The sequence below is a fragment of the Thalassospira sp. ABL2_045 genome, assembly GCF_056161285.1.
The window spans coordinates 149,054-172,663 of record NZ_JBSWYV010000010.1 but is presented as its reverse complement, the minus strand read 5'-3'; the positions used below and the strand labels follow the sequence as shown (position 1 = coordinate 172,663).

Annotated in this window: 18 protein-coding genes; 11 read left to right on the top strand and 7 right to left on the bottom strand. The window is 55.3% G+C overall.

The annotated features are described in order from the left end of the window. Positions 1–116: 116 nt before the first annotated feature. Positions 117–767: a uracil phosphoribosyltransferase gene (upp, locus tag ACXAIA_RS15165; RefSeq protein WP_167725391.1), complete on the bottom strand. Its 651-nt coding sequence runs from the start codon at positions 765–767 to the stop codon at positions 117–119. A 265-nt stretch (positions 768–1,032) separates the two neighbouring features. Then, positions 1,033–2,103 carry an SPOR domain-containing protein gene (locus tag ACXAIA_RS15160; RefSeq protein ID WP_475350063.1) on the bottom strand — a complete coding sequence of 357 codons (1,071 nt, stop codon included), beginning with the start codon at positions 2,101–2,103 and terminating at the stop codon, positions 1,033–1,035. Between the two features lie 784 nt (positions 2,104–2,887). Between ACXAIA_RS15160 and ACXAIA_RS15155 the strand changes: the two genes are divergently transcribed. After that, positions 2,888–5,086 carry a methyl-accepting chemotaxis protein gene (locus tag ACXAIA_RS15155; protein WP_475350062.1) on the top strand — a complete coding sequence of 733 codons (2,199 nt, stop codon included), beginning with the start codon at positions 2,888–2,890 and terminating at the stop codon, positions 5,084–5,086. 86 nt (positions 5,087–5,172) lie between these two features. Here ACXAIA_RS15155 and pepN read toward each other — a convergent pair whose 3' ends face one another. Beyond that, on the bottom strand, positions 5,173–7,812 hold the full coding sequence (gene pepN / locus ACXAIA_RS15150) for an aminopeptidase N (RefSeq protein ID WP_475350061.1): 2,640 nt from the start codon (positions 7,810–7,812) through the stop codon (positions 5,173–5,175). A gap of 427 nt (positions 7,813–8,239) precedes the next feature. On the opposite strand from pepN, the gene ACXAIA_RS15145 reads away from it, so the two are divergent. From ACXAIA_RS15145 to ACXAIA_RS15110, 8 genes are all read left to right on the top strand, one after another. Further along, positions 8,240–8,911, top strand: a complete 672-nt coding sequence (locus tag ACXAIA_RS15145) for a response regulator (protein WP_475350060.1) — start codon at positions 8,240–8,242, stop codon at positions 8,909–8,911. A gap of 98 nt (positions 8,912–9,009) precedes the next feature. Beyond that, positions 9,010–10,221: an AI-2E family transporter gene (locus ACXAIA_RS15140; RefSeq protein ID WP_475350059.1), complete on the top strand. Its 1,212-nt coding sequence runs from the start codon at positions 9,010–9,012 to the stop codon at positions 10,219–10,221. Positions 10,222–10,359: 138 nt separating this feature from the next. Next, complete coding sequence (locus tag ACXAIA_RS15135) at positions 10,360–11,130, top strand: outer membrane protein (RefSeq protein WP_475350058.1); 771 nt, start codon at positions 10,360–10,362, stop codon at positions 11,128–11,130. Between the two features lie 102 nt (positions 11,131–11,232). Continuing rightward, entirely contained in the window at positions 11,233–12,066 is an 834-nt protein-coding gene (locus ACXAIA_RS15130; RefSeq protein ID WP_475350057.1) for an AraC family ligand binding domain-containing protein, read from the top strand. A gap of 89 nt (positions 12,067–12,155) precedes the next feature. Further along, positions 12,156–12,770: a LysE family translocator gene (locus ACXAIA_RS15125; protein WP_475350056.1), complete on the top strand. Its 615-nt coding sequence runs from the start codon at positions 12,156–12,158 to the stop codon at positions 12,768–12,770. A 96-nt stretch (positions 12,771–12,866) separates the two neighbouring features. Further along, on the top strand, positions 12,867–13,169 hold the full coding sequence (locus tag ACXAIA_RS15120) for a type II toxin-antitoxin system HigB family toxin (protein WP_475350055.1): 303 nt from the start codon (positions 12,867–12,869) through the stop codon (positions 13,167–13,169). A 22-nt stretch (positions 13,170–13,191) separates the two neighbouring features. After that, entirely contained in the window at positions 13,192–13,572 is a 381-nt protein-coding gene (locus tag ACXAIA_RS15115) for a helix-turn-helix domain-containing protein (protein ID WP_475350054.1), read from the top strand. Between the two features lie 74 nt (positions 13,573–13,646). Beyond that, on the top strand, positions 13,647–14,279 hold the full coding sequence (locus tag ACXAIA_RS15110) for a hypothetical protein (RefSeq protein ID WP_475350053.1): 633 nt from the start codon (positions 13,647–13,649) through the stop codon (positions 14,277–14,279). A 3-nt stretch (positions 14,280–14,282) separates the two neighbouring features. On the opposite strand, the gene ACXAIA_RS15105 is transcribed toward ACXAIA_RS15110, so the two are convergent. Continuing rightward, positions 14,283–18,251 carry a hybrid sensor histidine kinase/response regulator gene (locus ACXAIA_RS15105; RefSeq protein WP_475350052.1) on the bottom strand — a complete coding sequence of 1,323 codons (3,969 nt, stop codon included), beginning with the start codon at positions 18,249–18,251 and terminating at the stop codon, positions 14,283–14,285. Between the two features lie 161 nt (positions 18,252–18,412). Here ACXAIA_RS15105 and ACXAIA_RS15100 point away from each other — a divergent pair, with 161 nt between their 5' ends. Beyond that, entirely contained in the window at positions 18,413–18,805 is a 393-nt protein-coding gene (locus tag ACXAIA_RS15100; RefSeq protein WP_475350051.1) for a hypothetical protein, read from the top strand. Between the two features lie 100 nt (positions 18,806–18,905). Here ACXAIA_RS15100 and ACXAIA_RS15095 read toward each other — a convergent pair whose 3' ends face one another. The 3 genes from ACXAIA_RS15095 to ACXAIA_RS15085 all read right to left on the bottom strand — a co-directional run bounded on the left by ACXAIA_RS15095 (position 18,906) and on the right by ACXAIA_RS15085 (position 22,039). Further along, the gene (locus tag ACXAIA_RS15095) at positions 18,906–20,006 is read right to left on the bottom strand and encodes a TRAP transporter substrate-binding protein (RefSeq protein ID WP_475350050.1); all 1,101 of its coding nucleotides are present in this window, start codon (positions 20,004–20,006) and stop codon (positions 18,906–18,908) included. 273 nt (positions 20,007–20,279) lie between these two features. Then, the gene (locus ACXAIA_RS15090) at positions 20,280–21,371 is read right to left on the bottom strand and encodes a TRAP transporter substrate-binding protein (RefSeq protein WP_475350049.1); all 1,092 of its coding nucleotides are present in this window, start codon (positions 21,369–21,371) and stop codon (positions 20,280–20,282) included. Positions 21,372–21,538: 167 nt separating this feature from the next. After that, positions 21,539–22,039 (bottom strand): hypothetical protein, encoded by a 501-nt coding sequence (locus tag ACXAIA_RS15085; protein WP_475350048.1) that lies wholly within the window; start codon positions 22,037–22,039, stop codon positions 21,539–21,541. 247 nt (positions 22,040–22,286) lie between these two features. Between ACXAIA_RS15085 and ACXAIA_RS15080 the strand changes: the two genes are divergently transcribed. Further along, entirely contained in the window at positions 22,287–23,606 is a 1,320-nt protein-coding gene (locus ACXAIA_RS15080; RefSeq protein WP_475350047.1) for a protoglobin domain-containing protein, read from the top strand. Positions 23,607–23,610 lie beyond the last annotated feature (4 nt).

The window sequence follows — 23,610 nt, the reverse complement described above, 5'->3', positions numbered from 1 at the left end:
TGCCGTCGTCAGAAAAATGGTCACGATCCTCAATGCGAGAATGCGTGACCACTATGCTTTAATACTTGACGGTTAATACCGCTGCTTTTTTAATGCGGTATCGAAACGCGATTGATTTAGCGGGTCCCGAACAGACGGTCGCCAGCATCACCAAGGCCCGGCACGATATAGGCCTTTTCATTAAGCTTCTCATCAAGACCGGCAGTATAGATCGGCACATCGGGGTGCGCGTCCTGGAAGACTTTGACACCTTCCGGGGCAGCGACCAGCGCCATGAAGCGGATATCTTTATCCGCGACACCATATTTGTTGAGCGTATCAATTGCGGCCACCGCCGAGTTGCCCGTCGCCAGCATCGGGTCGACCAGGATAAAGGTACGGCCTTCGACTTCCGGCAGCTTGACGAGATATTCGACCGGCATATGGGTTTCCGGATCACGATAGAGGCCGATATGGCCAATACGTGCCGAGGGCATCAGTTCGATCAGGCCATCTGCCATGCCCGAACCGGCGCGCAGGATCGGCACGACGGCCAGTTTGCGGCCCTGAATGACCGGCGCCTTCATCGGGCAGATCGGGGTTTCGATGTCTTCGAAGCTGACAGGAAGCTCGCGGGTGATTTCATAGCCCATCAGAAGGGCGATTTCCTTGAGCAACTGACGGAAGGTCTTGGTCGAGGTACTGACCTTGCGCATATGGCTCAGCTTATGCTGGATCAGCGGATGATCAAGAATATGAAGGTTCGGGAAATCCTTGTGCGTGCTCATGTGCTTTCGGCCATCCTGTCTTGCTTTGCAGCCGTCCGAAACATGCGGCTGCCCATCTGATGTTTGCGAACCTAGCGCGTAGCGCCTTTGTCCGAGGATGGCAAGTAGAATGCCCCAATCAGAGGACAAAAACAAACCCGATGAGATGAATTTGGCAATTGACGGTGCCAAGCCCAATAGAAAAGCGGGGCAGCCCCTGTGACCACCCCGCTCTGCATTATGACATCACTATATATAAAGTGTGTACGTTAGCCGTTAGCGTGCATCAATTCACCACACGGTCGTTCGGTTCGGCCCGAACCGGGAAACCGTCAATCGAATGATCCGCCTTGATCTTGGCGGCGTCATCGCGGGCGGCAGCCAGCGTGGCATAAGACCCGATGCGGACATAATACCACGCCCCTTCATCCTCAGGACCGCGGACGACGACAGCGACTTCAAGTCCTTCGCCGCGCAGTTCTTCGGCCCGTTGGCTGGCATTTTCATGCACCTTGAAGGCACCAACCTGAACCGAGAAGGGTTTGCCGGCATCAGCGGCCGCTTCGGGCGCCGGTGCAGCTGGTGCAGGTTCCGGTGCCGCAGCGGTTTCTGTTTCCTGTGCGGCCGTTTCTTCGGCTTCGGCCGATTGTGCTTCGGCGGCTTCGGTTGCAGCACTGTCCTGTGCGCTTTCAGCGGCGGGGGCTTCTGGTGCAGCTGGTGCTGCAGGCGCCTCATCGGACGTGCCGGTCACGTCACGGATTTCCGGGGCAGCGATTTCCGAGGTCTCGGTTGCTTCGGGCGCGGTTTCTTCGGCGATCTCTGCGGTTTCAGGTGCCTCTGTTGCCGCATCTTCGCTGGTGGCAGCATCATCCGAAAGCGCTTCGGTGCGCAGGGCAATCAGATCACCAACCGGATCGTCGCTATCAGCGCTGATTTCCGGGGTAGTGGCCGGTTCGGATGCCACAGGCGCGGTGTCTTCGATCACGGCGGGTTCTTCCGGGGCGGAAGCCAGCATTTCGACCTGCGGCTGTTCGGTTTGCGTGGTGCGGGCCGCCTCGTCAGAATCCATAAACAGCCCTGCGCCGACCAGCATGCCAGCAAAGAACAAGACAAGGCCCAGCATGCCGGCACCCGTGACCAGGCCAAGAAGGGTTTTGCGATCCATATCCGCTATCCGTGCATTAAGGTTTTGCCGATCACCGGGGTGCTTTCCCCCACGGGCGTTGCCATCACCCTGCCCGTCCCGGCCATAGATAAAGGCCGGAAGCGGTGCATCCTTTTGCCCGGCATCCGGGTCGCCCTGCGATTCCGGGGTTGCGCGCAAATCGGTTTTATTGGTGTGGTCTTCGCCAGCCATGGATTTGGCCATCCTTCACGACATCAAAGTTACCCTGCTTTTTTAACCGCCAGCACCTTTATAAAACGCTAAAGCCGCGCGAACGTGTGCAACTGCACCGCACGGCAAAGCTGCGCGCACGCCACACCCAAGCAGTGCAATGTCCGCCAATGGATCAGATCATTTTGGATAAAAAAAGGGGGACTGGTATGTTCCCCGGCATTGTCCCGCACAATGATCCGGATACCAGTCCCCTCGAGTGAGAGAGATCGACCTTCGGGGAGAGAGAGTCCCGAAGATAGAAGCCATCAGGCACGCCATGTCAGCCTGATGGCCGGTCACAAACGACGTTGTCGTCTGCATTTGACAAACACAGTCATAGAGCATCGGTTTTGCAAATGCAAACGATTATCACACACATTCGCAGAAAAAATTTAAATGCGTTGAAAAAGCACCTGTATTCCACCGCTAAGTATCGCAACCTAAAGAAGAATTTTGAAATTGTAGACAATTTCAAAACTGCTGTAAGCCGCAGCTATCCTCAAGGACAGCGAACTAAGGGATTGTTTTCCAGATAAAGCTCTGCTTGGATCAGGGAAACTACTCATAAGAAGTAGCGGTGTGAACGGGAGTGACGCGAGCCAACACGACCAACATAAAAATAAACACGGTTTGCTCTGGAGTGACAAATATGACGGGAGACAAGGCCGCGAAGACGGCTATTGCAGGGGGTGCTACCAGCCTTCTGACGTTACGGCGAATCTTGCTTGTAACGGGGTTACTGGTTTCAGGTGCTGTGACATGGATGCTGCTTTGGACCGGTGACACATATCGCAACTTTGCGATTGAAACGCTGAACAATTCAGTCAGCGGCACAGTCAATTTCTTTGTCGGGTCGCGCGTTGCGACCGATTATGCCGACAAGATAACCCCCATCGCCAATGAATGGTCGCGTCTGGGCAGCCTGGTCAAAAGCTATCAGGAAAACGACCAGACGCGCATGAAGGCCGAACTCGACATTCTGTCGAACGCCCGTGAAGTGGTTCAGGGGGAAGTGAACCTTTTGGGTGCCGCTGCCTATGACCAGGAATTCAACCAGTTGGCCACCTCGGAAGCCAATCTGGGCGCAAGCGTTACCGACGATCCGGACGTCAAAGCCTTTCTCGCGAACCGCGAAAAAGCCGAAGCCCGCAAACCGGCAAGCTTCATGTGGGCAAGCCCGGACGGGCGTCCGGTGTTTAGCCTGATCTTGCCCGTCGGTGGCTTCCGCGCGGTCGGATTCCTTGAGGTCATCACCGATCCCCTGCCCCAGCTTGAAGGCATTGGCAAGGTTCTGGGCGGGAATTTCCAGATTCTCGATGTTTCCGGCACAGTGCTGTTTGAAAGCCTTAAGGCCCCGGAAGAAGCGCAAAGCGAATCTGCCCGTGCTGCAGAAACCACTGCTGATACTGCAGATGAAGCTTCCCCTGAGGCGGCAACTGAAACCACAGAGACCGCAGCTGCACCCGATTCTGGCGAGACCCATCGCGCCGCTATTGACGTTACCATCAGTGATGGCCGAGGTGGCGTTTGGGCCGAGGCCCGCTTTGATCGCGATATTTCCGACTTCTATGAGCAGACCAACGACCTGCGTCTTCTGTCGATCGAGATTTTGGTCGGTGTGCTTCTGGCTGGTTGGATTGTCGGCTGGATCCTGTTGCGGACCACGGTTCTGCGCAATCTGCGCGCCTTTGCCCGTGCGATGACCTCGATCTCGCAGGGGGACACCAATGTCAGCCTGCCCGATGTCGGTAATGACGAAATCGGCGAGATGAAGAAGGCTTTGATTGCGCTCAGAGAATCGGTGCGACAAGCCCTGATCTTGCAAAACATGGTCGAAAACACCCCGACCATGACCGCAATGATCCTTCCAGATGGCAAGCTGAGTTACCTCAATGCCAGTGCGCAGGACTATTTAAACGGGACAACCGATACGGTTGCGGGTGATTTCCTTAATCTCGGCCCGGCTTTCCAGACAAAACTTGCCAATCCGAACAATCTGCCATTTTCCGAGATCATGCAGACCGAACGAGGATATCTCGATATCCTCGCCGCCCCGGTGCGCGACAAGGACAATGTCCTTTTGGGTACCATGCTGGCCTGGAACGATGTCAGTGAACGTGAAGAAAGCAAGATCGCGGTCACCGAAATGATGGCCGAGGTCGCCCGTGTTGCCCAATCCGTAACCGAGCAGTCCGAAGGCTTGCTCAGCCTTGCCAACGAGCTGACAAGTCAGTCGGAAAACACCGTGCAGCAATCCGGCAGTGCTTTGGAGGTATCGCGTGATGCGGCATCCAACACCCAGAACGTTGCCACGGCAGTTGAAGAACTTTCATCCTCGATTGCCGAGATCAACCGTCAGGCAACCGAGGCTTCCAACGTGACCGGACGGGCACGCGAGGAAGCCGAGGAAAGCCAGCGCAATATCGGATCGCTTGAAAAGGCCAGCTCCGAGATCGGATCGATTATTGATCTGATCAATGACATTGCGCACCGCACCAAGCTTCTGTCACTTAACGCGACAATTGAAGCCGAACATGCCGGTGAACTTGGCAAGGGCTTTGCCGTGGTCGCCAACGAGGTCAAATCGCTTGCCGATCAGACCGCCAGTGCGACGGGCCAGATCGGGGACCTGACCGCAGCCATTCAGTTGGAAGTGCAAAAGGCTGCCCATTCGATCAGTACGGTTGGCGAGGTTATCCATCACGTCAACGACATCCAGTCGACCATTACCCATTCGGTCGATGAACAACGTCGTGCGACAGGTGAAATTTCTGAAAACGTACAGCGGATTGCGGCCGGAGCCGGATCGATGGATGAAATGATTACGTTCGTGAATGACGGCGCACAGGGGACGGGCCGCAATGCCCATGACCTTAACACCGCCAGCCATAACCTTTCAGAAGTGGCACACAACCTGTCAGAGAAAATGCGTGAATTCAGCGAGCGGATGAAGCTGACCTGATCAGCTTTCCCGGTTGAACTTTACCCAGAACAAAGGGTGGCACTTTCGGGTGCCGCCCTTTGTCGTTCGACCATATGGTCGTTTGATCAGTTTGCCACGGATTTCGAGGCGATTTCATACAGATCGCGCGAGATTTGCGGTTTGGCGAGGATGCGGTTGAGCGCCGCCCTCATCTTGTCGGCCCGATCTGCATCGTATTTCGCCCATTTACCAAGCGGCGAGCACAGGCGTGCTGCGACCTGTGGGTTGATGTCATCAAGCTCGATCAGGCGATCAGCATAGAATTCATAGCCTGAGCCATCCTTGGCATGGAAATGACGCGGGTTGGCCATGGCAAAGGCGCCGATCAATGCGCGCACCTTGTTAGGGTTGCGCATGGTAAAGGCCGGATGGCTCATCAAATCCTTGACCCGCGCCAGGGTATCGTCGCGCGATGACATGGCCTGCAAAGTGAACCATTTGTCCAGAACGACGGCATCACTGGCAAAGCGTTCCTCAAAATCGGCCAATGCGGTTTCACGACCCGGATGATCAAGATTATTGAGCACCGAAAGCGCCGCCATTTGATCGGTCATGTTATCCGCCGTGCCATATTGCGCGGCCGCCACGCCGGCATATTCATCCGCCCCGCTGGCGACCAGATAAGCAAGGGCCGTTGCCCGCAAGGCACGCTGCCCTGCCGATGCCGCATCCGGGGTAAAGGCCGCGTTTGACGCATTCTGGTGATAGGTGTTGGCGAAATCATCTGAAAGCGCCTGCCCGATGCGTTTGCGAAGGGCTGTGCGGACCTGATAGATCGCTTCGGGATTGGCGGGCTTGCGCTGTTCAGACAGGAAAACCTCGCCCGGCAGGACAAGCGCATCGGCACGGAACGCTTTATCGAGGTCGTCATTGACAAGCGTTGCGCGCGTTGCGGCAATAAAGGCATCAACACGGGCCTGCTCATCGGCAAAGGCGGCATCGATGTCGCCGCCATTTTCCTCATAGGCAGCGATTGCAGACAACATCAGACGGGTTGCGTATTTCTGCCCGGCTTCCCAGCGGTTAAAGGCATTGCTGTCATGGCCCATCAGGAAGACCAGTTCGCCATCGGGTTGATCGGTGATGATGTTGACCGGGGCCGAGAACCCGCGATTAAACGACAGCACCGGCGCCTCGGAAACATCGTCAAACACGAATTCCTGGCTGGCCTTTGTGAGCTCAACCGTTTTGGCAACCAGATCAGATCCATCCGCGCCCAAAAGCCCGATTGAAATCGGCATATGCAGCGGCTTTTTGTCTGGCTGGCCCGGCGTCGGGTCGGTTTTCTGGGTGATGGTCAAACGGTATTGTTTGGCATCCGCGTCATATTCGCCCTGCCAACCGAGCTTTGGCGTGCCTGCCTGCGAATACCAGAGTTTAAGCTGGCTGAAGTCCGCCCCATTGGCGTCTTCCATCGCCTTGGCAAAGTCATCACAGGTCACCGCCTGCCCGTCATGGCGATCAAAGTAAAGGTCGATGCCCTTGCGATAGCCATCAGGACCCAGCAACGTATGCATCATGCGGATCAGTTCCGCGCCCTTTTCATAGACCGTCGCGGTATAGAAGTTGTTGATTTCCATATAGCTGTCCGGGCGCACCGGATGGGCCAGTGGCCCGGCATCCTCGGGGAACTGGGCGGCGCGGAGTGCATTGACGTCCTTGATGCGCTGCACAGGGCGCGACCGTTGATCGGCCGAGAATTCCTGATCACGGAAAACGGTCAGACCTTCTTTGAGCGACAGCTGGAACCAGTCACGGCAAGTCACGCGGTTGCCCGACCAGTTATGGAAATATTCGTGCGCCACGATGGATTCGATGCGTTCATAATCAACATCGGTTGCCGTATCGGGCCGTGCGAGAACGAATTTGGCGTTGAAAACATTCAGGCTTTTGTTTTCCATCGCGCCCATATTGAAATCGGACACCGCGACGATGTTAAACAGATCAAGATCGTATTCGAGGCCATAGACCTCCTCATCCCACTTCATCGACCGTTTGAGGCTGTCCATGGCATAGTCACAGCGATCTTCATTGCCATGTTCGACAAAGATGCGCAGCGAGACATCCCGGCCCGACATGGTTTTGAAGCTGTCTTCAACACAGGTCAGGTCACCCGCCACCAGCGCAAACAGATAGGATGGCTTGGGGAATGGATCTTCCCACACCGCAAAATGACGGCCACCTTCAAGGTCGCCACTGTCGATCAGGTTGCCGTTTGACAGCAGAACCGGGCAGCTTTCCTTGTTGGCATTGATCGTGACCTTATAGGTCGCCATGACATCCGGGCGATCCGGGAAATAGGTAATGCGGCGGAAACCTTCGGCCTCGCACTGGGTGCAAAAGGCACTTTGCGAAACATACAGCCCTTCAAGGCGGGTGTTGTTGGCCGGTGAAATCTGGGTTTCAAGCTCGGCGACAAAGGTTTCGCTCGGAGCTGTAAAGCGCAAGCCTTCCTGATCAACCGTGAAATCGCTGGATGCCAGACGGGCATCATCGAGGGTGACGGAAAGGAGCTTCATATCCTCGCCGTGCAGGAAAACTTCGTCGCCCTTTCCGGTGCCGCGCACAGGATTCGCAGTCATAAACAGGCGCGATTTGACGTTTGTGACGTCACGATCAAGGTCAAAAACCAGTTCGACCTTTTCGACGATAAAGTCAGGTTCCTTATAGTCTTCGCGGCGGATCACTTGCGGCTGTTCAGACATGGAGGCGTCCTTTTTTCCTTGGGCTGCGCGGTTTTGGAACGGATTGTATAAATTCGCCAATTTCGCCATGCAGTGTGGTGTTTCAGTACTGAATTTCGGTCAGTGATATCACTGATAGGATAAATTTCATTTTTCCTCAAATGCGGAGTTTACGGCGCCGATTTTAATGGGCATACTCTCAAACGGTGGCGCGAGGGGGGCCAAAGTTTCACATTTCGTGGGGCGAGAGTGATCTTTGGTTTCCCTCAACCTTTCTGCCCGTTTTTCCACACCAAACCTTCCATGCAGATTGGCGCCAAACGGGTCGCAGCTTACCAAAATCAAAAATATCCCATTCTATTCGCATCTAATAATTTGTGAGTTCCGATTGAACGGGATAGGATAATTGCGACTTGTCGGGGAAACCAACTTCAGGGGAACATCGCCCATGTCCGAGACCTTCCAGATTCTGATCGCTGATGACCATCCGCTCGTACGCGGCGCGCTGAAACAGGCCTTGAGCTCAGAACTGGAAAACGTATCGGTCCTTGAAGCCGGCAGCCTTTTTGAGGCGATTGATCAGGTCGAAGCGCATAAGGGCGATATTGATCTTGTCCTGCTGGATCTGCATATGCCGGGCATGAACGGCTTTACCGGCCTGTTTACCCTGCGTGCCTCCTATCCCGACATTCCGGTTTCCATTGTTTCCGCCAGCCAGGAACTGCCGGTCGTGCGGCGCTCCATCGAATATGGCGCATCGGCCTTTGTGCCGAAATCAGCCCCGGTCGATCAGATCGGCCTTGCGGTCAAAACCGTGCTGGATGGTGGCATGTGGATGCCAGACTGGGCGCGCGAGGCCATGGAAAACGGCCCGGCCGATGACGAGGCCACCGGCCTTGCCGAAAAGATCGGCCAGCTCACCCCGCAGCAATTGCGTGTTCTTAACATGCTGACCGAAGGCAAGCTCAACAAACAGATCGCCTACGAACTTGACGTGACCGAGGCCACCGTGAAGGCCCACGTATCAGCCATCCTGCGCAAGCTTTCCGTCCATAGCCGCACCCAGGCGGTGATCATCGCGCGTGAATTGCAGCTTCAAGAACCGGCCATCGAGACCTGACGCGCGGCAAGTTCGGGAACTTCCACGACCATCAACCGTTACATGCATATCGCTTAAACCTCCGCAGGCGTTTTGCCCTGCCCGCCAGGAGAACATGCATGTCGGTCAGAAGCACTGCGCCTTCGCCTGAAACCGGTGGCGCGACGCCATCCCCGCCCACCGACACCAGCCCGCGTATGATTGCCCGCGCGCTGGTTTATCGCCGTGCCCGGACGATCTCGGTCATCGGGACATTTCTGGTTTTGTTGCTGGGCTGTCTTTATGTCGCGCAAAGCCTATTGCTGCCGATCATATTGGCATTCCTGCTCTCGCTGGTTTTCTCGCCGGTTGTGCGGACACTTGCGCGTTTTCGTATCCCCAATGGCGTCACGGCCTTTGCGATTGTTCTGGCATTAAGTGCCTCCGTCATTGCCGGGATTTACGGGCTCAGCGGGCCAATATCGGGCTGGATTGATGAAGCGCCCAATATCGAGCGCCAATTGCGCCTGCGCCTTGCCGATCTGAGCGAGCCGCTTGATAAGCTCCGCGAAGCCCAACAACAGGTGTCCGAGGCCACCGATCAGGAAAGCAGTGACGAGGACGTGCAAAAGGTTGTGGTTGCCGAACCCAACCTGCTCAGTCAGGCGGCCCAGGGCGCACCCGATATCATGGCGGGCATTACCCTGATGCTCGTGTTGTTGCTGTTTATCCTCTCGGGCGGGGATCGCATTTATCAAAAACTGATCCGCGCCCTGCCGACCTTTGGCGACCGGCGCAAGGGGTTGCGCATTGCCCATGATATCGAACGCGAAGTTTCACGCTATCTGGCAACGATTACTGCGATCAACATCCTGCTTGGCATCGTCATTGGCACCCTGATGGCCATTGTCGGCCTGCCCAATCCGGTCCTGTGGGGGATTGCTGCGGCCGTGCTGAACTATGTGCCGATCCTGGGCGCGATGGCCGGTGTTGTCGTTGTCGCCGTGGTGTCGCTTGTTTCGATGCAAACCACCGGACAGGCCCTGATTGCCCCGGCACTTTATCTGATCTGCACGGTGATCGAGGGGCAAATGATCACCCCTGCCCTTGTTGGCAACCGGCTCAAGATCAATTCGGTCGCGATTGTTCTGGCCATCGCCCTTTGGGGCTGGCTCTGGGGCTTTGTTGGCGTGCTGGTCGCCGTGCCGCTTCTGATCGTAACCAGTGTCATCGCCAAACATGTCGAAGGGCTTGGCGGATTGCGTGAATTGCTTGGGCCGCACAACAGTAACACCAAGGATAACAGCAATTCGGCCCGAATCCTTCCTGAGCGCATGCCGCCTAGCCGATAACACCGTCTCAAAACCTTCCCCCTCACACCCATTTAGTCCGCGCATATGGCGAAAGCTCAATATTGATCCGCCGGGCTAATTCATATAAAAAAACGCCAACCGGATAGGGTGACTACACTTAAACAGGGTAAGAGAGAGATGGGCTTCACGCCAAAGGTCGCAACCATCATTTGCGCGGCAATCGCTGGACATGGGCTGTTCACAAACCCGGCCCATGCAGATCAGGCCAACTGGTCAGGATTTTACGGCGGATTGGCGCTTGGCGGGACGTATGGGCAATCAAACCCCGACACCGTTGGTGAACTCAGCGAATATTTCACCGATGACGACCCCGAAGTACTGAAGCCATCCCTGCAAAAAACCATCAGTGGCTCCGCCCTTAGCGGATCCGTTTTGGCGGGATACGAGCACACGCGTGGTCAGATAGTCTACGGCATTGAAACCGATATATCGGTAATGGACTACTCCGAAACATCTGCAGCTGGACCAATCACCTACAACTCCAATACGACGGTCGACTTCAATGTCCGTACAACAGTCGAAACCAACTTTTCTTTCAGCATCCGCCCCAAAATCGGATATGCCGTTGGAAACTGGATGTTCCACGCCGCTGCGGGTCCGTCGATCGGTTATTTCGACTATGATTTCCGCTACAGCGACACCAACGCCGGCGGTGCCGGCAACGACTTCAGTAAAAGCACGCTGGCATTAGGCATTTCATCCGGACTTGGTGCGTCCTACAAGCTGGATGATGGTTGGGTGCTTCGCGGCGACTACGTCATGAACTACTACCCAGAAGTAATTGATGAACGTCAGAGCTTCCAAAGAGCTGGCTTCCGTGGTTCCTTCGATCATCAGGTTGATTTCCAGTCTCATAACGTGCGGGCCGCGCTGATCAAACGGTTCTGATTCGGCCCTGCTGGATCACGAAATGCATAAGGCGACCTCGAATGAGTGTCGCCTTTCTTTTGCGTCGTTGTCTTCGGCACGGGTTTCTGACACTGTCGGGTTATGTCGCAGGATCAAGTCCGTGTAATTTCCCATGATTGTCTGGGTGTTGAAGCCGTCATGGCCGAAACACGCCATTCCTTTGCCAAGCACACCCACGAGGCGTTTGGCATCGGCTTCATGTATTCCGGGGCTCAAAAATCGGCCTCCGGGCGCGGCATGGTCGAAGCCGGGGCTGGCAACATCATCACGGTCAATCCGCGCGAAGTGCATGATGGCCATCCGATTGGCGATGGGCCGCGCGGCTGGAACATGCTGTATTTCGACCCGGCGCTGATTGCGCAGGCGGCAAGCGACCTTCCGGATGCCGCCACTGATCAATATGAATTCACCCGCCCCGTGATGGACAGCCCCCATGTCCGGCACTGCTTTGGCGCATTGTTCGATGCCATCACCAATGGCTCGGAAGAAAGTGCACGGCTTCGGCGTGAAGAGATGCTGTTGCTGGTGCTTCATCACGCCATGATTTCACCGGGCGAACCCAAACCAAAATCAAATGCGCGCGCTGCTGTTGCCCATGACCGGGTCAAGCGCGCCAAGGCATTGCTTGACGACAGCCCGACAAAAAGCCACAGCCTTGATGACCTTGCTGACGCCACGGGGCTTAGCAAGTTCCAAACGCTGCGCAATTTTACCCGGGCCACTGGCCTGACCCCGCATGCCTATCAGATCCAGCGACGCATTGATTTGGCCCGCGCGATGATCAAGTCCGGCGAAACGCTTGCCGATATCGCAAGTGCCGCGGGCTTTGCCGATCAAAGCCACCTCAACCGTCACTTTGTTCGCGCCTTTGGCCTGACTCCGGGCCGCTATGCGCGCGCGATCCGCTCAAACTAGGCCAACTGCACGTCCTGCAATTCCGTTCAAGAATGCTTGGCTCTCCATCCGTAGATTGAGGGCAACATAGTCAAACGAACGGATGGACCATGATCAGCCTCGACTTCCTGATAACCTCCCTCATCATCGTCGCCCTGCCCGGCACCGGCGTGATCTATACCCTTGCGCTTGGCCTTGGGCGCGGCATGAAAGCCAGCATCTGGGCGGCCTTTGGCTGCACGCTTGGCATCGTCCCGCACATGACCGCCAGCATCCTGGGCCTCGCCGCCCTGCTCCATGCCAGCGCGGTCGCCTTTGAAATCGTGCGCTATCTTGGCGTGGCCTGGCTGCTCTATATGGCCTGGGGCATGTGGCAAGGGACCGGCGCAATGAAAGTCACCGCCAATGAAACTGCCACCGGCGTTCTTAAAATCATCCGTGACGGGATATTGCTTAACCTGCTCAACCCGAAGCTCTCGGTCTTCTTCCTCGCCTTCCTGCCGCAGTTCGTCAGCGCTAACACACCCGACACAACGCTTGAAATGACCCTGCTCGGCCTGATCTTCATGGCGATGACATTTGCGGTATTTGTGGTTTATGGCTGCTTTGCGGGCGCGCTACGCAGCCACATCATCGAACGCCCCAAGGTCATGAGCATTATTGGCAAAAGCTTTGCTGGCGCCTTCGTTCTGATGGGCCTGAAACTTATGCTGACAGATCGTTAGGTTGCTCGTTTAAGAGAATACCGTTGTTCCATTTTTTGGAACATGCTATCCTCCGTTAAATCGAAATGTTTAAACACGCCGAGACAAGGACGCTAAATGCGCATCATTGCCCGAAAGGCGCTTGTCGATTTCTGGACCAAACACCCCGAAACCGAACAACCCTTGCGGGCATGGTTTGATCGTACGCGCAAAGCCAACTGGCAAAACCATCAGGATGTTCTGGCTGTCTTTGGTACGGCAAAAAGCATCAATGCCGAACGGATCAGGTTTAAAATCCATGGCAACGATTACCGCCTGATTGTTGCCTTTCGCTATGACGTCCAGATCGCGTGGATCAAGTTTATTGGCACCCACGCCGATTACGACAAACTTGACGCCAAAACCGTCGACAAGTTCTGATCGGAGTGGGAAGGAGAAGAGAATGCAAACGGCCTATGCCATCAAGCCCATCAAAAGCAAAGCGGACTATGAAGCCGCGATGGACCAGCTTGAAAAGCTATGGGATGCCAAACCCGGCACGCCGGAGGCCGATCAGCTTGAAGTGCTTGGTATCCTGATTGACCAGTATGAAGCGCAGCAATTCCCGATTGCTGCGCCCGATGCGGTCGAAGCGGTACTATTTTACATGGAGCAAAACGGACTGGATCGCGCCGAACTTGGCAAACTGCTCGGCAGTCGTTCCCGCGCGTCAGAATTCCTCAATCATAAAACCAGTCTATCGCTGACGCAGATCAGGAAACTGAATGAGACTTGGGGCATTCCGGCGGATATACTGATACAACCAATCAAAGAAAGTGCTTAAGCACAATTAACCCTAACTTTTTTCTTTCCAATCAACTCATAAACTGCCCGGCAATATCATAAGGACACCGGAGTATGGAGTTTGATCCTGCACAACTAGCGACTCAGATAGCGGGTGACCGTACGGGGTTTGACTGGTTGGAACTAAGAGACTGTATACACTCTTCGCCAACAAGGGAACTGTGGCAAAAGGCATACGATGAGTTTCTGATGAAGAGACTTACAACAAGATATATTTATCCAATCCAACTTCTCATGAAAAATGGAGAACAAAAAGGTGAGGGTTATTCGATTGTATCTATTCAATGTGCACTAATTGAATTTTTGGCAGCATTCCGTGACGGCTTAACATACAAATTCGTTCCGCGCGGGCAATTGCTTGGGGAGTTTGAATACAGCGGAAGCAGGAATCTCTACGTTGATTTCTTAACAAGATCGCCATTGTTTTCAGATTTGTTCGATGAGAATCTAGCCACTGATTTTTACGCGAATATTCGCTGCGCTTTATTACACGAAGCAAGAACAAAGAATGGATGGAGGATCAGAGCCTCTGGGAACAAAGCAGTGTGTAAGCATAGTAAAATTGTGTATCGGGACACACTGCAATATCTGATCGAATCATACCTTTCCCTCTACAAGAAAGAACTACTCGAATCTGCAGACAAAAAGCAGGCGTTCATACGTAAGTTTGATAGCTTATGCGAATAGATTCTACTCCGCCGCATCAATCCCCAAACGGTTGAGCGCGCGTGTCATGAGCGCGCGCAGCTTGGCCGGGCGGAGCGGTTTGTTAAGCAGCGAGAACCCTTGATCGGCGATCAGGTCGGCGGTTTCGGTCGAGCGGTCGGCGGTGATGATGACGCCAGGCACGTTAACGCCGTGAACATCGCGGAGCCGCATCAGGACATCAAGGCCGGTCTGGCCGGAATCAAGGTGGTAGTCGGCAAGGATGATGTCCGGCGCAAAGGGTTGTTTGCCGTCTTCGGCCTTGGTGAGCATGTCTTCGGCGTCGGTTCCGGACTGGGCGGTGACGACGACGCAATCCCAGTTTTCGAGCATGGCGCGCATACCATCAAGGATATCGGGTTCGTTATCAAGACACAGCACCCGCAAGCCGCCCAGTTCGCCGGCCATGCGGCGTTTGGGTTTCGGTGCCGCGGTTGTGTCGGCAACGCCCAGCGGCACTTCGACCGAGAAGACTGTGCCGCGACCGGGGCGCGAGCGCACAGAAACCGGGTGCCCCAGCGACTTACCGAGGCGGTCCACAATGGCAAGACCAAGGCCAAGCCCCTTCACATCAGTGGTTTCAGGACCTTCGAGGCGATGGAATTCGCGGAAGATGATTTTCAGTTTGTCTTCAGGGATGCCCGGCCCGCTATCCCAGACTTCCAATCGGAGGTTATCACCGCGCACACGGCAACCCACCACCGCCCCGCCGGTACGGGTATAGCGCATGGCGTTGGAAATGAAGTTCTGCAGGATACGCCTAAGCAAACGACTGTCACTGCGCACCCAAAGATCACGTTTATGGACCTTGAAGCTGAGCCCGGCATTTTCGGCAATCGGGCCAAATTCGGTTTCGAGCGCGCCCAACACATCATTGATGGCAAAGTCCCGCACAGTCGGCTGCATCGCGCCCGCATCAAGCTTGCAGATATCAAGGAGTTCATTGAGCAACTCCTCAACGCCTTTAAGCGACAGATCGACCTTGCCGACCAGATCCAGCACATCTTCGGCGAGGCCCTGCTTACCACCAAGTGCCACGGTAAACAGGCGCGCGGCATTCAGCGGTTGCAGAAGGTCGTGACTGGCGGCGGCAAAGAAGCGGGTCTTGGTATCGTTGGCGGTTTCGGCCTGTTCTTTCGCGTCCGAGAGTTCGGAGTTGAGCACCTCCAGCGCGTGCGTTCGTTCGGTCACGCGGGCTTCGAGGCCCTCGTTGGCTTCCTTGAGCGCCTGTTCGGCGGTCTTGCGTTCGGTGATGTCGTGATAGATGCAGAAATAGCCCAGCACTTCGCCGGTTTCATCAAAGTGCGGGATATAGGTGCCTTCGGCATAGCGGCCTTCGCGCACACCAAGGGTGGCGCGTTCGTCATTGCGGTTGCGCGTGATGGCGGGGAATTCGATCTCGAAACTCTGTCGGTAGCCCTGCAACACAAGCTCGATCATGGGGGCGAGATGGACATAGCGTTCCTCGCCGACCGCTTCGCGGACCGACATGCCGTGGGCCTCAACCCTTCTCAGGCCAAACATCCGCTCATACGGTCGGTTGGTAAAGCGCAGGCGCTGATTTTTATCGGCGTAGGCAATCATCACCGGAATGTTGTCGGTATAAATCCGGATGTTGCGTTCACTATCCCGCAGGGCTTCTTCGGTGCGCACACGTGCGGTGATGTCGGCAATGGTGGCAACAAAGCCGCCATCGGGCATCGGGTTGGTGCGGACTTCAAGCACCATGCCGTCAGATCGCTTGCGCTCATAAGTATGCGGCAAACGGCGCATCTGTGGCGCAGCATTGCGGCCAAGCAGGATATCAATATCAACCGCCCGGTTGCCATTATCGCGGCAAATATGGACAAGCTCAGAGAGCGGCAATGTGACCTGAATGTCGCTGGTCGAAATACCCAGCAGATCAATGAAGCGATGGTTCCAGGTCGCAAGACGCAAGTTCTGGTCAAACACCCCGACCCCTTGAGAGATGTTTTCAAGCGTGTTGAGCAAAAGATCGCGATTGAACTTGATGGCCTCGGACGCTTCGTCAAGCAGTTCCATGGCATCGCGGCGCGAAACGGCCTTGTCGGGCAGCAACAACGCCATCACCACGCGTGAGGATGCCGCGCCGACCGCGCCGGAGAGCAGATGTTCGGTAAAGTTCGCGGCATCGACATCGGCAATGTCGGACCGCTTTGTCGCTCCGTCGCGCGACTGCAGGTAATTGCGAAAGGCGCGCTGTGCCCAGTGCTTGCCAAGAAAACGTGCGGCAAGGTCTTCAAGGTCGCCCAGCGTTACCCGACCGGGCCAGGTATCATTGCGCGCCCGGGTATCCTTGCGCCAGACATCGACAAAGAGCTGTGCCTGACGACGTTGCGTCACGCCCTGCACGCCCACGGCAGAGCCGACAAACATCAAAACGAAGTTGACGCCAAGCGACCAGACAACCCCGTGGGTCAGATGGTCTTCAATCCCGACGCCCAAAAGGGCCTGGGGATGGAGGATGCCAATACCAAACGGCCCGTCGGTGAGGATCGAGGATGGCAACAGCCCGCCTTGCACAAAGGCCGGCATCAAAAGCGTATAGGCCCACAGCCCGAAGCCCGACAAAAGCCCCAACCGCACCCCGGTCCGGTTGATGTTTTTAAGATAGATCGCCGCCAGAACCGCCGGACCAAATTGCGCCATCGCGGCAAAGGACAGAATGCCGATATCGGCCAGTGCATAGTTTTCGGCCAAGAACCGATAGAAACCATAGGCCAGAAACAGGATGGCGATGATGGCCGCACGGCGGATTTTCAAAAGCACCTGACTGACATCGCCCGACATGCGTTTCTGAAGACGTTCGGAGCGCAGCAAAAGCGGCATGACCAGATCGTTACAGACCATGGTCGAGACCGCGACACAGGACACAATCACCATGCCGGTACTGGCCGAAAGCCCACCGACAAAGGCAAATACCGCCAGCCAGTTCTGCCCGCCCAGCAAGGGCAAGGTCAGAACGAAGGTATCGGGATTGACCGTTGGGTCATCGCCAAACATGAACAGACCGGCAATCGCAATCGGCACAACAAAGATGTTGATCGCAATCAGATAGGCCGGGAACAGCCAGCGCGCGCTGGTCAGATTGCGGCTGTCATCATTTTCGACAAAGGTGACATGGAACTGGCGCGGAAGGCAGAAAATGGCAAAGCCCGCCAGCATGGTGGCGATAAAGAAGTTCGATGTCAGCCAGGTATCGGGGATGAACATCTGGCGTATGGTGGGATCGGCAAGGGCGCGTCTGTTGATATCAACAAAGCCATCAAACATCCCGTAAACGACAAAGAAGCCAACCATCAAAAGGGCTGCCAGCTTGATCAGGCTTTCAAACGCCACGGCCAGAATAAGACCGTCATGATGTTCGGATGCGTGGATGTAACGCACGCCAAACAGGATCGCGAACACCGCCATCAGGATGGTGACGTAAAAAGCTGTATCCTTGGAAAAATGGCCTTCGGCATGGCGCACAACCTGTTCGCCAAGATTGCCGATCAAGACATCAAAAGACAGCGACACCGCCTTAAGCTGTAATGAAATATAGGCCAACACACCGACCAGCGCGATCAAGGCAACAAGGGCGGCCAGACTTTGGCTTTTTCCATAGCGCGAGCCCAGAAAATCGGCGATGGAAGTGATGTTTTGTTTGTGACAGACACGCGCGATCTTGGTCATGATGCCAAAGCCGACAATCATCACCACAATCGGGCCGATATAAATCGGCAAAAACGCCCAGCCGCCGGTCGCCGCCGAGCCGACCGAGCCAAAGAAGGTCCAGCTTGTGCAATAGACCGCCATCGACAAAGCATAGATCGTCGGTTTGAGCTTTGATGCGCGCCATTTATCGGCATATTTGTCGCCATAATGGGCAATGGCAAACAACAACCCGATATAGGTCATGGCAACAATAAAGATCAGTCCGCCCTGGATCATCCGCGCGTAGCCCTGTGTGTCATTCTGTAACCGGCTTCTATTCCGGCCGCCAATTCAGGCGGTTAGGATAAACTCTGATCGGGGACTATACCACGGCGGCGTTATTGTCTAAAACGGCGCAAATCGATTTGAGACCAAAACCCAAGGAAAGCGTGGTCAAGATGGATTCTGATTATGGCTTTTACGCCGGTATCCTGCGGTTCGTTGCCAAGAAAACCGAAACCGAAGACCCGGAAATCCGCATCATGATGGGCCATCTGGCCGGGATTTCCGATGCGATTGAACAAAGCGGCCGCTTCATGGTCGAACGCAACAATTGCGAAAGTGCCGCACGCGCCTTTGCCGGTGTTGCCAAGTTCCTGCAGGAACGCATCCTGCCAGAAGCGCTTAATGCCGGGAACGAGGGTGCGGTTGAACAGCTTAAATGGGCGATTGAAACATCGCTGGTGCTCGCCGCCGAACTGGTCAAACGTGCCGCGAATGAAGAGCTTGCCGATCAGGACAGATTCACCTTTGACCTGCCCGCAACGCCAAACGCCCCGACGCTGCACTAACCACTATGCGCGACGACTGGCGTCATGGCGTCATCGCCCGACAACGCAAAAGGCCGACACCCGAAGGTGCCGGCCTTTGTCATTTCGCAGGCTTTACGGCTCAGGATTTGCGTTTGGCAAAGACATTTGCGCGCTGGTTAAGCGCGGTTGCCTCGAATTCCTTGCCGTAAGGGGCTGCTTTCTTGGCAAAGTCCATCAGCGACGCATAGATGCGACCATTGAGGTCATTCTTGCCTGCGATTTCTTCAATCGCTTCCTTGGCAGCACCGGCAAAGGCAGAAATCAGGTCGTCATTGAAGTGACGGATCTCGGTGCCTTTATCAAGGATCGCCTGATAGGACTGAACGTTGTTGAACGTGAAGTCCGACAGGGTCTGTTCGGTATTGGCCTGTGCGGCCACCGCAACGATTTCCTGCAGATCTTCTGGCAGTTCGGCGAACTTGTCCTTGTTGATAAAGACTTCGATACCCGAACCCGGTTCGGCAAATGCCGGGGTGTAGTAATATTTGGCAACCGATGCCAGGCCAAAAGCATAATCGTTCCAAGGGCCGACCCATTCGGCCGCGTCAATCGCGCCGGACTGCAGGCTTGGCAGGATATCAGATGCCGGAAGCAATGACGGGGTCGCACCCAGGCGACGCATGGCTTCGCCACCGATACCGGCATAACGGACTTTGAGGCCCTGCAGATCATCGACCGAGTTGATTTCCTTATTGAACCAGCCACCGGCCTGAAGGCCCGTGTTACCAGCGAGGAACGGCTTGACGTTGAACTGGGCATAAAGCTCGTCCCAAAGCGCCTGACCACCGCCAAAACGCAGCCAGCCCGAAAGCTCCCACGCCATCAGACCGAACGGAATGGTGGTGAAGAACGAAACAGCCGGGTCCTTGCCAAACCAGTAATAAGGTGTGGCATGGGCCAAATCGGCAACACCCTGCTCGACCGCATCCATGCATTCAAGGGCTGGAACCAGTTCGCCGGCACCATAAACGGTGATGTTCAGACGACCACCCGACATCTTGTTGACACGCTCGGCAAACAGTTCGCCGTTGGCGCCAAGACCCGGCGTCCCTTTTGGCCAGGGCATAACCATGCGCCAGTTGATGGTTTCATCGGCTTTGACAATGGCCGGTGCGGCGGCGGTGGCGGCAAATGCACCTGCGGCAACGCCTGCGCCGCTCAGAAACGCGCGACGTTTCATTGTGGGGCTCCCAATATTGGTAAAATTTTGCGTAAAAAGTTCACGAAGCTAATTTCGTAACCGTGTTTGCGGCTAAAGTTACGTTTTTTGGCGCATGCAACAATTAACGATTGCGGGATGCTGCATCGCACCGAGCGCATGACGTCGACATTTCGTCGACAAATCTTCAACCATAAAGCCAAACAAAAAGGGACTGCCAGTTTGGCAGTCCCTGATCGGGGATCGAACCGTGTGGTTCGATAGAGGTTTGTATTCTGTCGTTTCCAGGTGGGCTTAGTAGCCCCAAACCTTTGCACGATGCAGAAGACCGGTCGCCTCGAACTCCTTGCCATAGCGGGCCGCTTTCTTGACGAGGTCAAGGTAGCTGGTCGCAATCCGGCCCGCCAGATCGTTCTGGCCTGCGATTTCATCGACGGCGGCCTTGGAATGTTCGGCCAGCGTCATGATGACTTCATCAGGGAACTGACGCACTTCAACACCCTTATCAATCAGAGGTTGATAGGACTGGATATTGTTGAAGGTGAAGTCTGCAAAGGTGTTTTCAGCAATGGCCTGTGCCGCAAAGCGAATGATCGCCTGCAGATCCGGGGTAAGTGCATCGAACTTGTCTTTGCCAACAAAGATCTCAAGACCCGGGCCAGGCTCGTGGAAGGCCGGGGTGTAGTAATACTGGGCAACCTGATACAGGCCAAAGGCCATATCGTTCCACGGACCAACCCACTCGGCCGCGTCAATGGCGCCCGACTGCATCGCCGGCAGGATTTCACCTGGCGGGATCATGGTGGCGTTGGCACCGGCACGGCGCATGGCTTCGCCGCCAAGACCGGCATAACGCATTTTCAAGCCCTGCAGATCATCAAGGGAATTGATTTCCTTGTTGAACCAGCCACCGGCCTGCATGCCCGAGTTACCGGCATAGAACGGCACGACATTGAATTCGGCGTAAGCTTCTTCCCACAGCTTCTGACCATCGCCAAAGCGGATCCAGCTTGACAGCTCCCACGCGGTCAGACCGAACGGAATGGTCGAGAAGAAGTTAAGGGCCGGGTTTTTACCCTGCCAGTAATAAGGGGTCCCGTGCGCCATTTCAACCACGCCCTGTTCGACTGCATCCATGCATTCGAACGGCGGCACCAGTTCGCCCGCCCCATAGATGGTAATGTTCAGGCGACCGCCCGACATTTCCTTGACCATGGCGGCGAATTTTTCGGCATTGGTGCCAAGCCCCGGCGTGCCTTTCGGCCACGGCATCACCATGCGCCAATTCAGAGTTTCCTGCGCGGATACGACAGCCGGCGCTGCAACAGAAGCAGCAACCGCGCCTGCGCCCATTCCGGCCCCTTTAAGGAACTGACGACGTTTCATTTCCATCCCCTTAGATTCTTGTGTTTTGGTGGTTTTTTGCGCAACCACCGGCCTGCGGAGGGGGATTTTGGCTAAAACAGCTGTGGTTTTCCACTATTTTTGCCGAAATCAGGAAATATTTTTTCGTGACGCTACGGAACTAAGGTTTTCGCGCCTGTCTTGGACTTTTACGACCCAAGGTAGCGACTGTAATCGGCCACGAACTGTTCAACCGTACCGGCACCCTGGGGCGTGTTGTAGTATTGCTTCCAGTAGGCAGCCAGTCCATTGACGTCATTCGGATCGCTCGGCATGGCGGCCGGGGCGCGGTAATAACGAATGCGACACAGCGCTGTGGCGTAGGCCAGATTGGTCGCCAATTGGGCGTCCTTATCGGGCGTGCCATCGGATTTTGCCGGCTGGGCAGCCAGAAAACCGTCGACCTTCGCTTTCAGATCCGCACGGTAATCAAGGTAGTTTTCATAACAATCATGCAGGGTTGCGGGCTCCATCTGAAAGATACCCAAGGCCGGCCCACCGCCAACCTGTTCAATGTAATCCCCCAAATGACTTTCATGGGCGGCCGTCCCCATGATCAGGTTTTCGGCAACGTCAGATGCTGGCAATCCCAGTTCTGCCAGAACCGGTTTGACGACAAGCGTGCGAAGCTGCGTGGCATTAATTGGCATGGAAGCCTCCATTCAACCATAGATACATACAGCATTATGACGCGCTCGACCTTGAAATGAGAAAAATTTTCATGAGATTCTCCGCATGCGGGTATTTCGACGAATAATGGCGGTATCCCCTCCCCTTAAAAGCATAAAACACCAACCCTATGTATAGTTAAACTATGCTGATCCATACCAACCTAAAGTTCTTCAGGTAGTTTTTAAGTGTTCCATTTACTTGCCGTTTCGTGGGGGACAATAAGTGATGCATCCAGAACTAAAACGCCGTCTTGACTTCATTGGACTGGACGAACCAAAGATCAAGCAGCTCATTCGGGCGTGGCCGGTGATCGAGAAAAACCTCCCTGCCATGCTCGATGAATTCTATCGAAAAGTGATGGGTAATGCCGAGTTGGCCAAAATCGTCGGCGATCCGTCCAATATCGACGGCCTCAAGAATGCCCAACGCAAGCACTGGGCAAAACTGTTTGACGGCACATTTGATGAGGAGTTCTACGAAGAAGTTCGCCGTATCGGCAAAGCCCATGAACGTATTGGACTGACACCGGAATCCTATGTGTCGGCCTACAACTTCATGCTTGGTGAAATTACCGCCGTTCTCTGCAAGAACTTCCACCGCGATGCCCAGCTCCCCACGATGATCATCGCCAGTACGAATGCCTTGCTGGTTGATGTCGAAATGGCCATCACGGTCTATTACGAAGAGACCGAAAAAACCTATTACAAGAAGCTTCAGGAAATGTCCGATGAGTTCGAAAAAACCATCGGAACGGTTGTTTCAGCGGTATCAAGTTCGGCCTCGGACATGTCACAGGCATCCGAGACCCTGATGACCAGCATGCAGGAAACACAGGGCGAGGTTGAGAAGGCCCGCGGTGCTGCAGAGATATCCGCAGACAACGCCACAACCGTTGCCGGTGCGGCCGAGGAGCTGGACAGCTCCATTCGTGAAATCTCAAGCCAGGTCTCACGCGCATCGACCATTTCCAACGATGTCGAAGATTCCGTCCGACAGACGTCAGACACGATCGAGGCGCTTAATACCGCCGCCGAGCAGATCGGCACGGTCGTCGATCTGATCGACAAGATCGCAAGCCAGACCAACCTGCTTGCACTCAACGCCACGATTGAGGCCGCCCGTGCGGGCGAAGCCGGCAAAGGATTTGCCGTCGTCGCAAGCGAGGTCAAAAACCTTGCCAACCAGACAGCCAAGGCCACCGGCGACATCACCGAACAAATCAACAATGTGCAGCAAAGCACGGTGGCCGCGGTGAATGCCATTCACGGGGTGGCCGGCCAGATCAGCAACATCGTTGATTCCGTTACCGCTATCTCGGCCGCCGTCGAACAGCAGGCCGCCGCAACCACGGAAATCAGTGGCAACATCAACGCCGTTTCCTCTGCCAATCGCGAGGTCAACAGCAGCCTTGAAACCGTCAATGGCACGGCCACCCGAACCAGTTCGGTCGCCATGAACGTTTCGGAAGTATCGCAGAAACTGAAACAGAATTCCGAGCAACTGCGCAAAGATGTCGATGCCTTCATCACCAGGCTGACATCGTAACCCC

What these genes read in the sequence shown, in the direction of transcription:
- upp (WP_167725391.1), bottom strand. Translation starts at nt 767, where the DNA reads ATGAGCACGCACAAGGATTTCCCGAACCTTCATATTCTTGATCATCCG.
- ACXAIA_RS15160 (WP_475350063.1), bottom strand. Translation starts at nt 2,103, where the DNA reads ATGGCTGGCGAAGACCACACCAATAAAACCGATTTGCGCGCAACCCCG.
- ACXAIA_RS15155 (WP_475350062.1), top strand. Translation starts at nt 2,888, where the DNA reads ATGCTGCTTTGGACCGGTGACACATATCGCAACTTTGCGATTGAAACG.
- pepN (WP_475350061.1), bottom strand. Translation starts at nt 7,812, where the DNA reads ATGTCTGAACAGCCGCAAGTGATCCGCCGCGAAGACTATAAGGAACCT.
- ACXAIA_RS15145 (WP_475350060.1), top strand. Translation starts at nt 8,240, where the DNA reads ATGTCCGAGACCTTCCAGATTCTGATCGCTGATGACCATCCGCTCGTA.
- ACXAIA_RS15140 (WP_475350059.1), top strand. Translation starts at nt 9,010, where the DNA reads ATGTCGGTCAGAAGCACTGCGCCTTCGCCTGAAACCGGTGGCGCGACG.
- ACXAIA_RS15135 (WP_475350058.1), top strand. Translation starts at nt 10,360, where the DNA reads ATGGGCTTCACGCCAAAGGTCGCAACCATCATTTGCGCGGCAATCGCT.
- ACXAIA_RS15130 (WP_475350057.1), top strand. Translation starts at nt 11,233, where the DNA reads ATGTCGCAGGATCAAGTCCGTGTAATTTCCCATGATTGTCTGGGTGTT.
- ACXAIA_RS15125 (WP_475350056.1), top strand. Translation starts at nt 12,156, where the DNA reads ATGATCAGCCTCGACTTCCTGATAACCTCCCTCATCATCGTCGCCCTG.
- ACXAIA_RS15120 (WP_475350055.1), top strand. Translation starts at nt 12,867, where the DNA reads ATGCGCATCATTGCCCGAAAGGCGCTTGTCGATTTCTGGACCAAACAC.
- ACXAIA_RS15115 (WP_475350054.1), top strand. Translation starts at nt 13,192, where the DNA reads ATGCAAACGGCCTATGCCATCAAGCCCATCAAAAGCAAAGCGGACTAT.
- ACXAIA_RS15110 (WP_475350053.1), top strand. Translation starts at nt 13,647, where the DNA reads ATGGAGTTTGATCCTGCACAACTAGCGACTCAGATAGCGGGTGACCGT.
- ACXAIA_RS15105 (WP_475350052.1), bottom strand. Translation starts at nt 18,251, where the DNA reads ATGATCCAGGGCGGACTGATCTTTATTGTTGCCATGACCTATATCGGG.
- ACXAIA_RS15100 (WP_475350051.1), top strand. Translation starts at nt 18,413, where the DNA reads ATGGATTCTGATTATGGCTTTTACGCCGGTATCCTGCGGTTCGTTGCC.
- ACXAIA_RS15095 (WP_475350050.1), bottom strand. Translation starts at nt 20,006, where the DNA reads ATGAAACGTCGCGCGTTTCTGAGCGGCGCAGGCGTTGCCGCAGGTGCA.
- ACXAIA_RS15090 (WP_475350049.1), bottom strand. Translation starts at nt 21,371, where the DNA reads ATGAAACGTCGTCAGTTCCTTAAAGGGGCCGGAATGGGCGCAGGCGCG.
- ACXAIA_RS15085 (WP_475350048.1), bottom strand. Translation starts at nt 22,039, where the DNA reads ATGCCAATTAATGCCACGCAGCTTCGCACGCTTGTCGTCAAACCGGTT.
- ACXAIA_RS15080 (WP_475350047.1), top strand. Translation starts at nt 22,287, where the DNA reads ATGCATCCAGAACTAAAACGCCGTCTTGACTTCATTGGACTGGACGAA.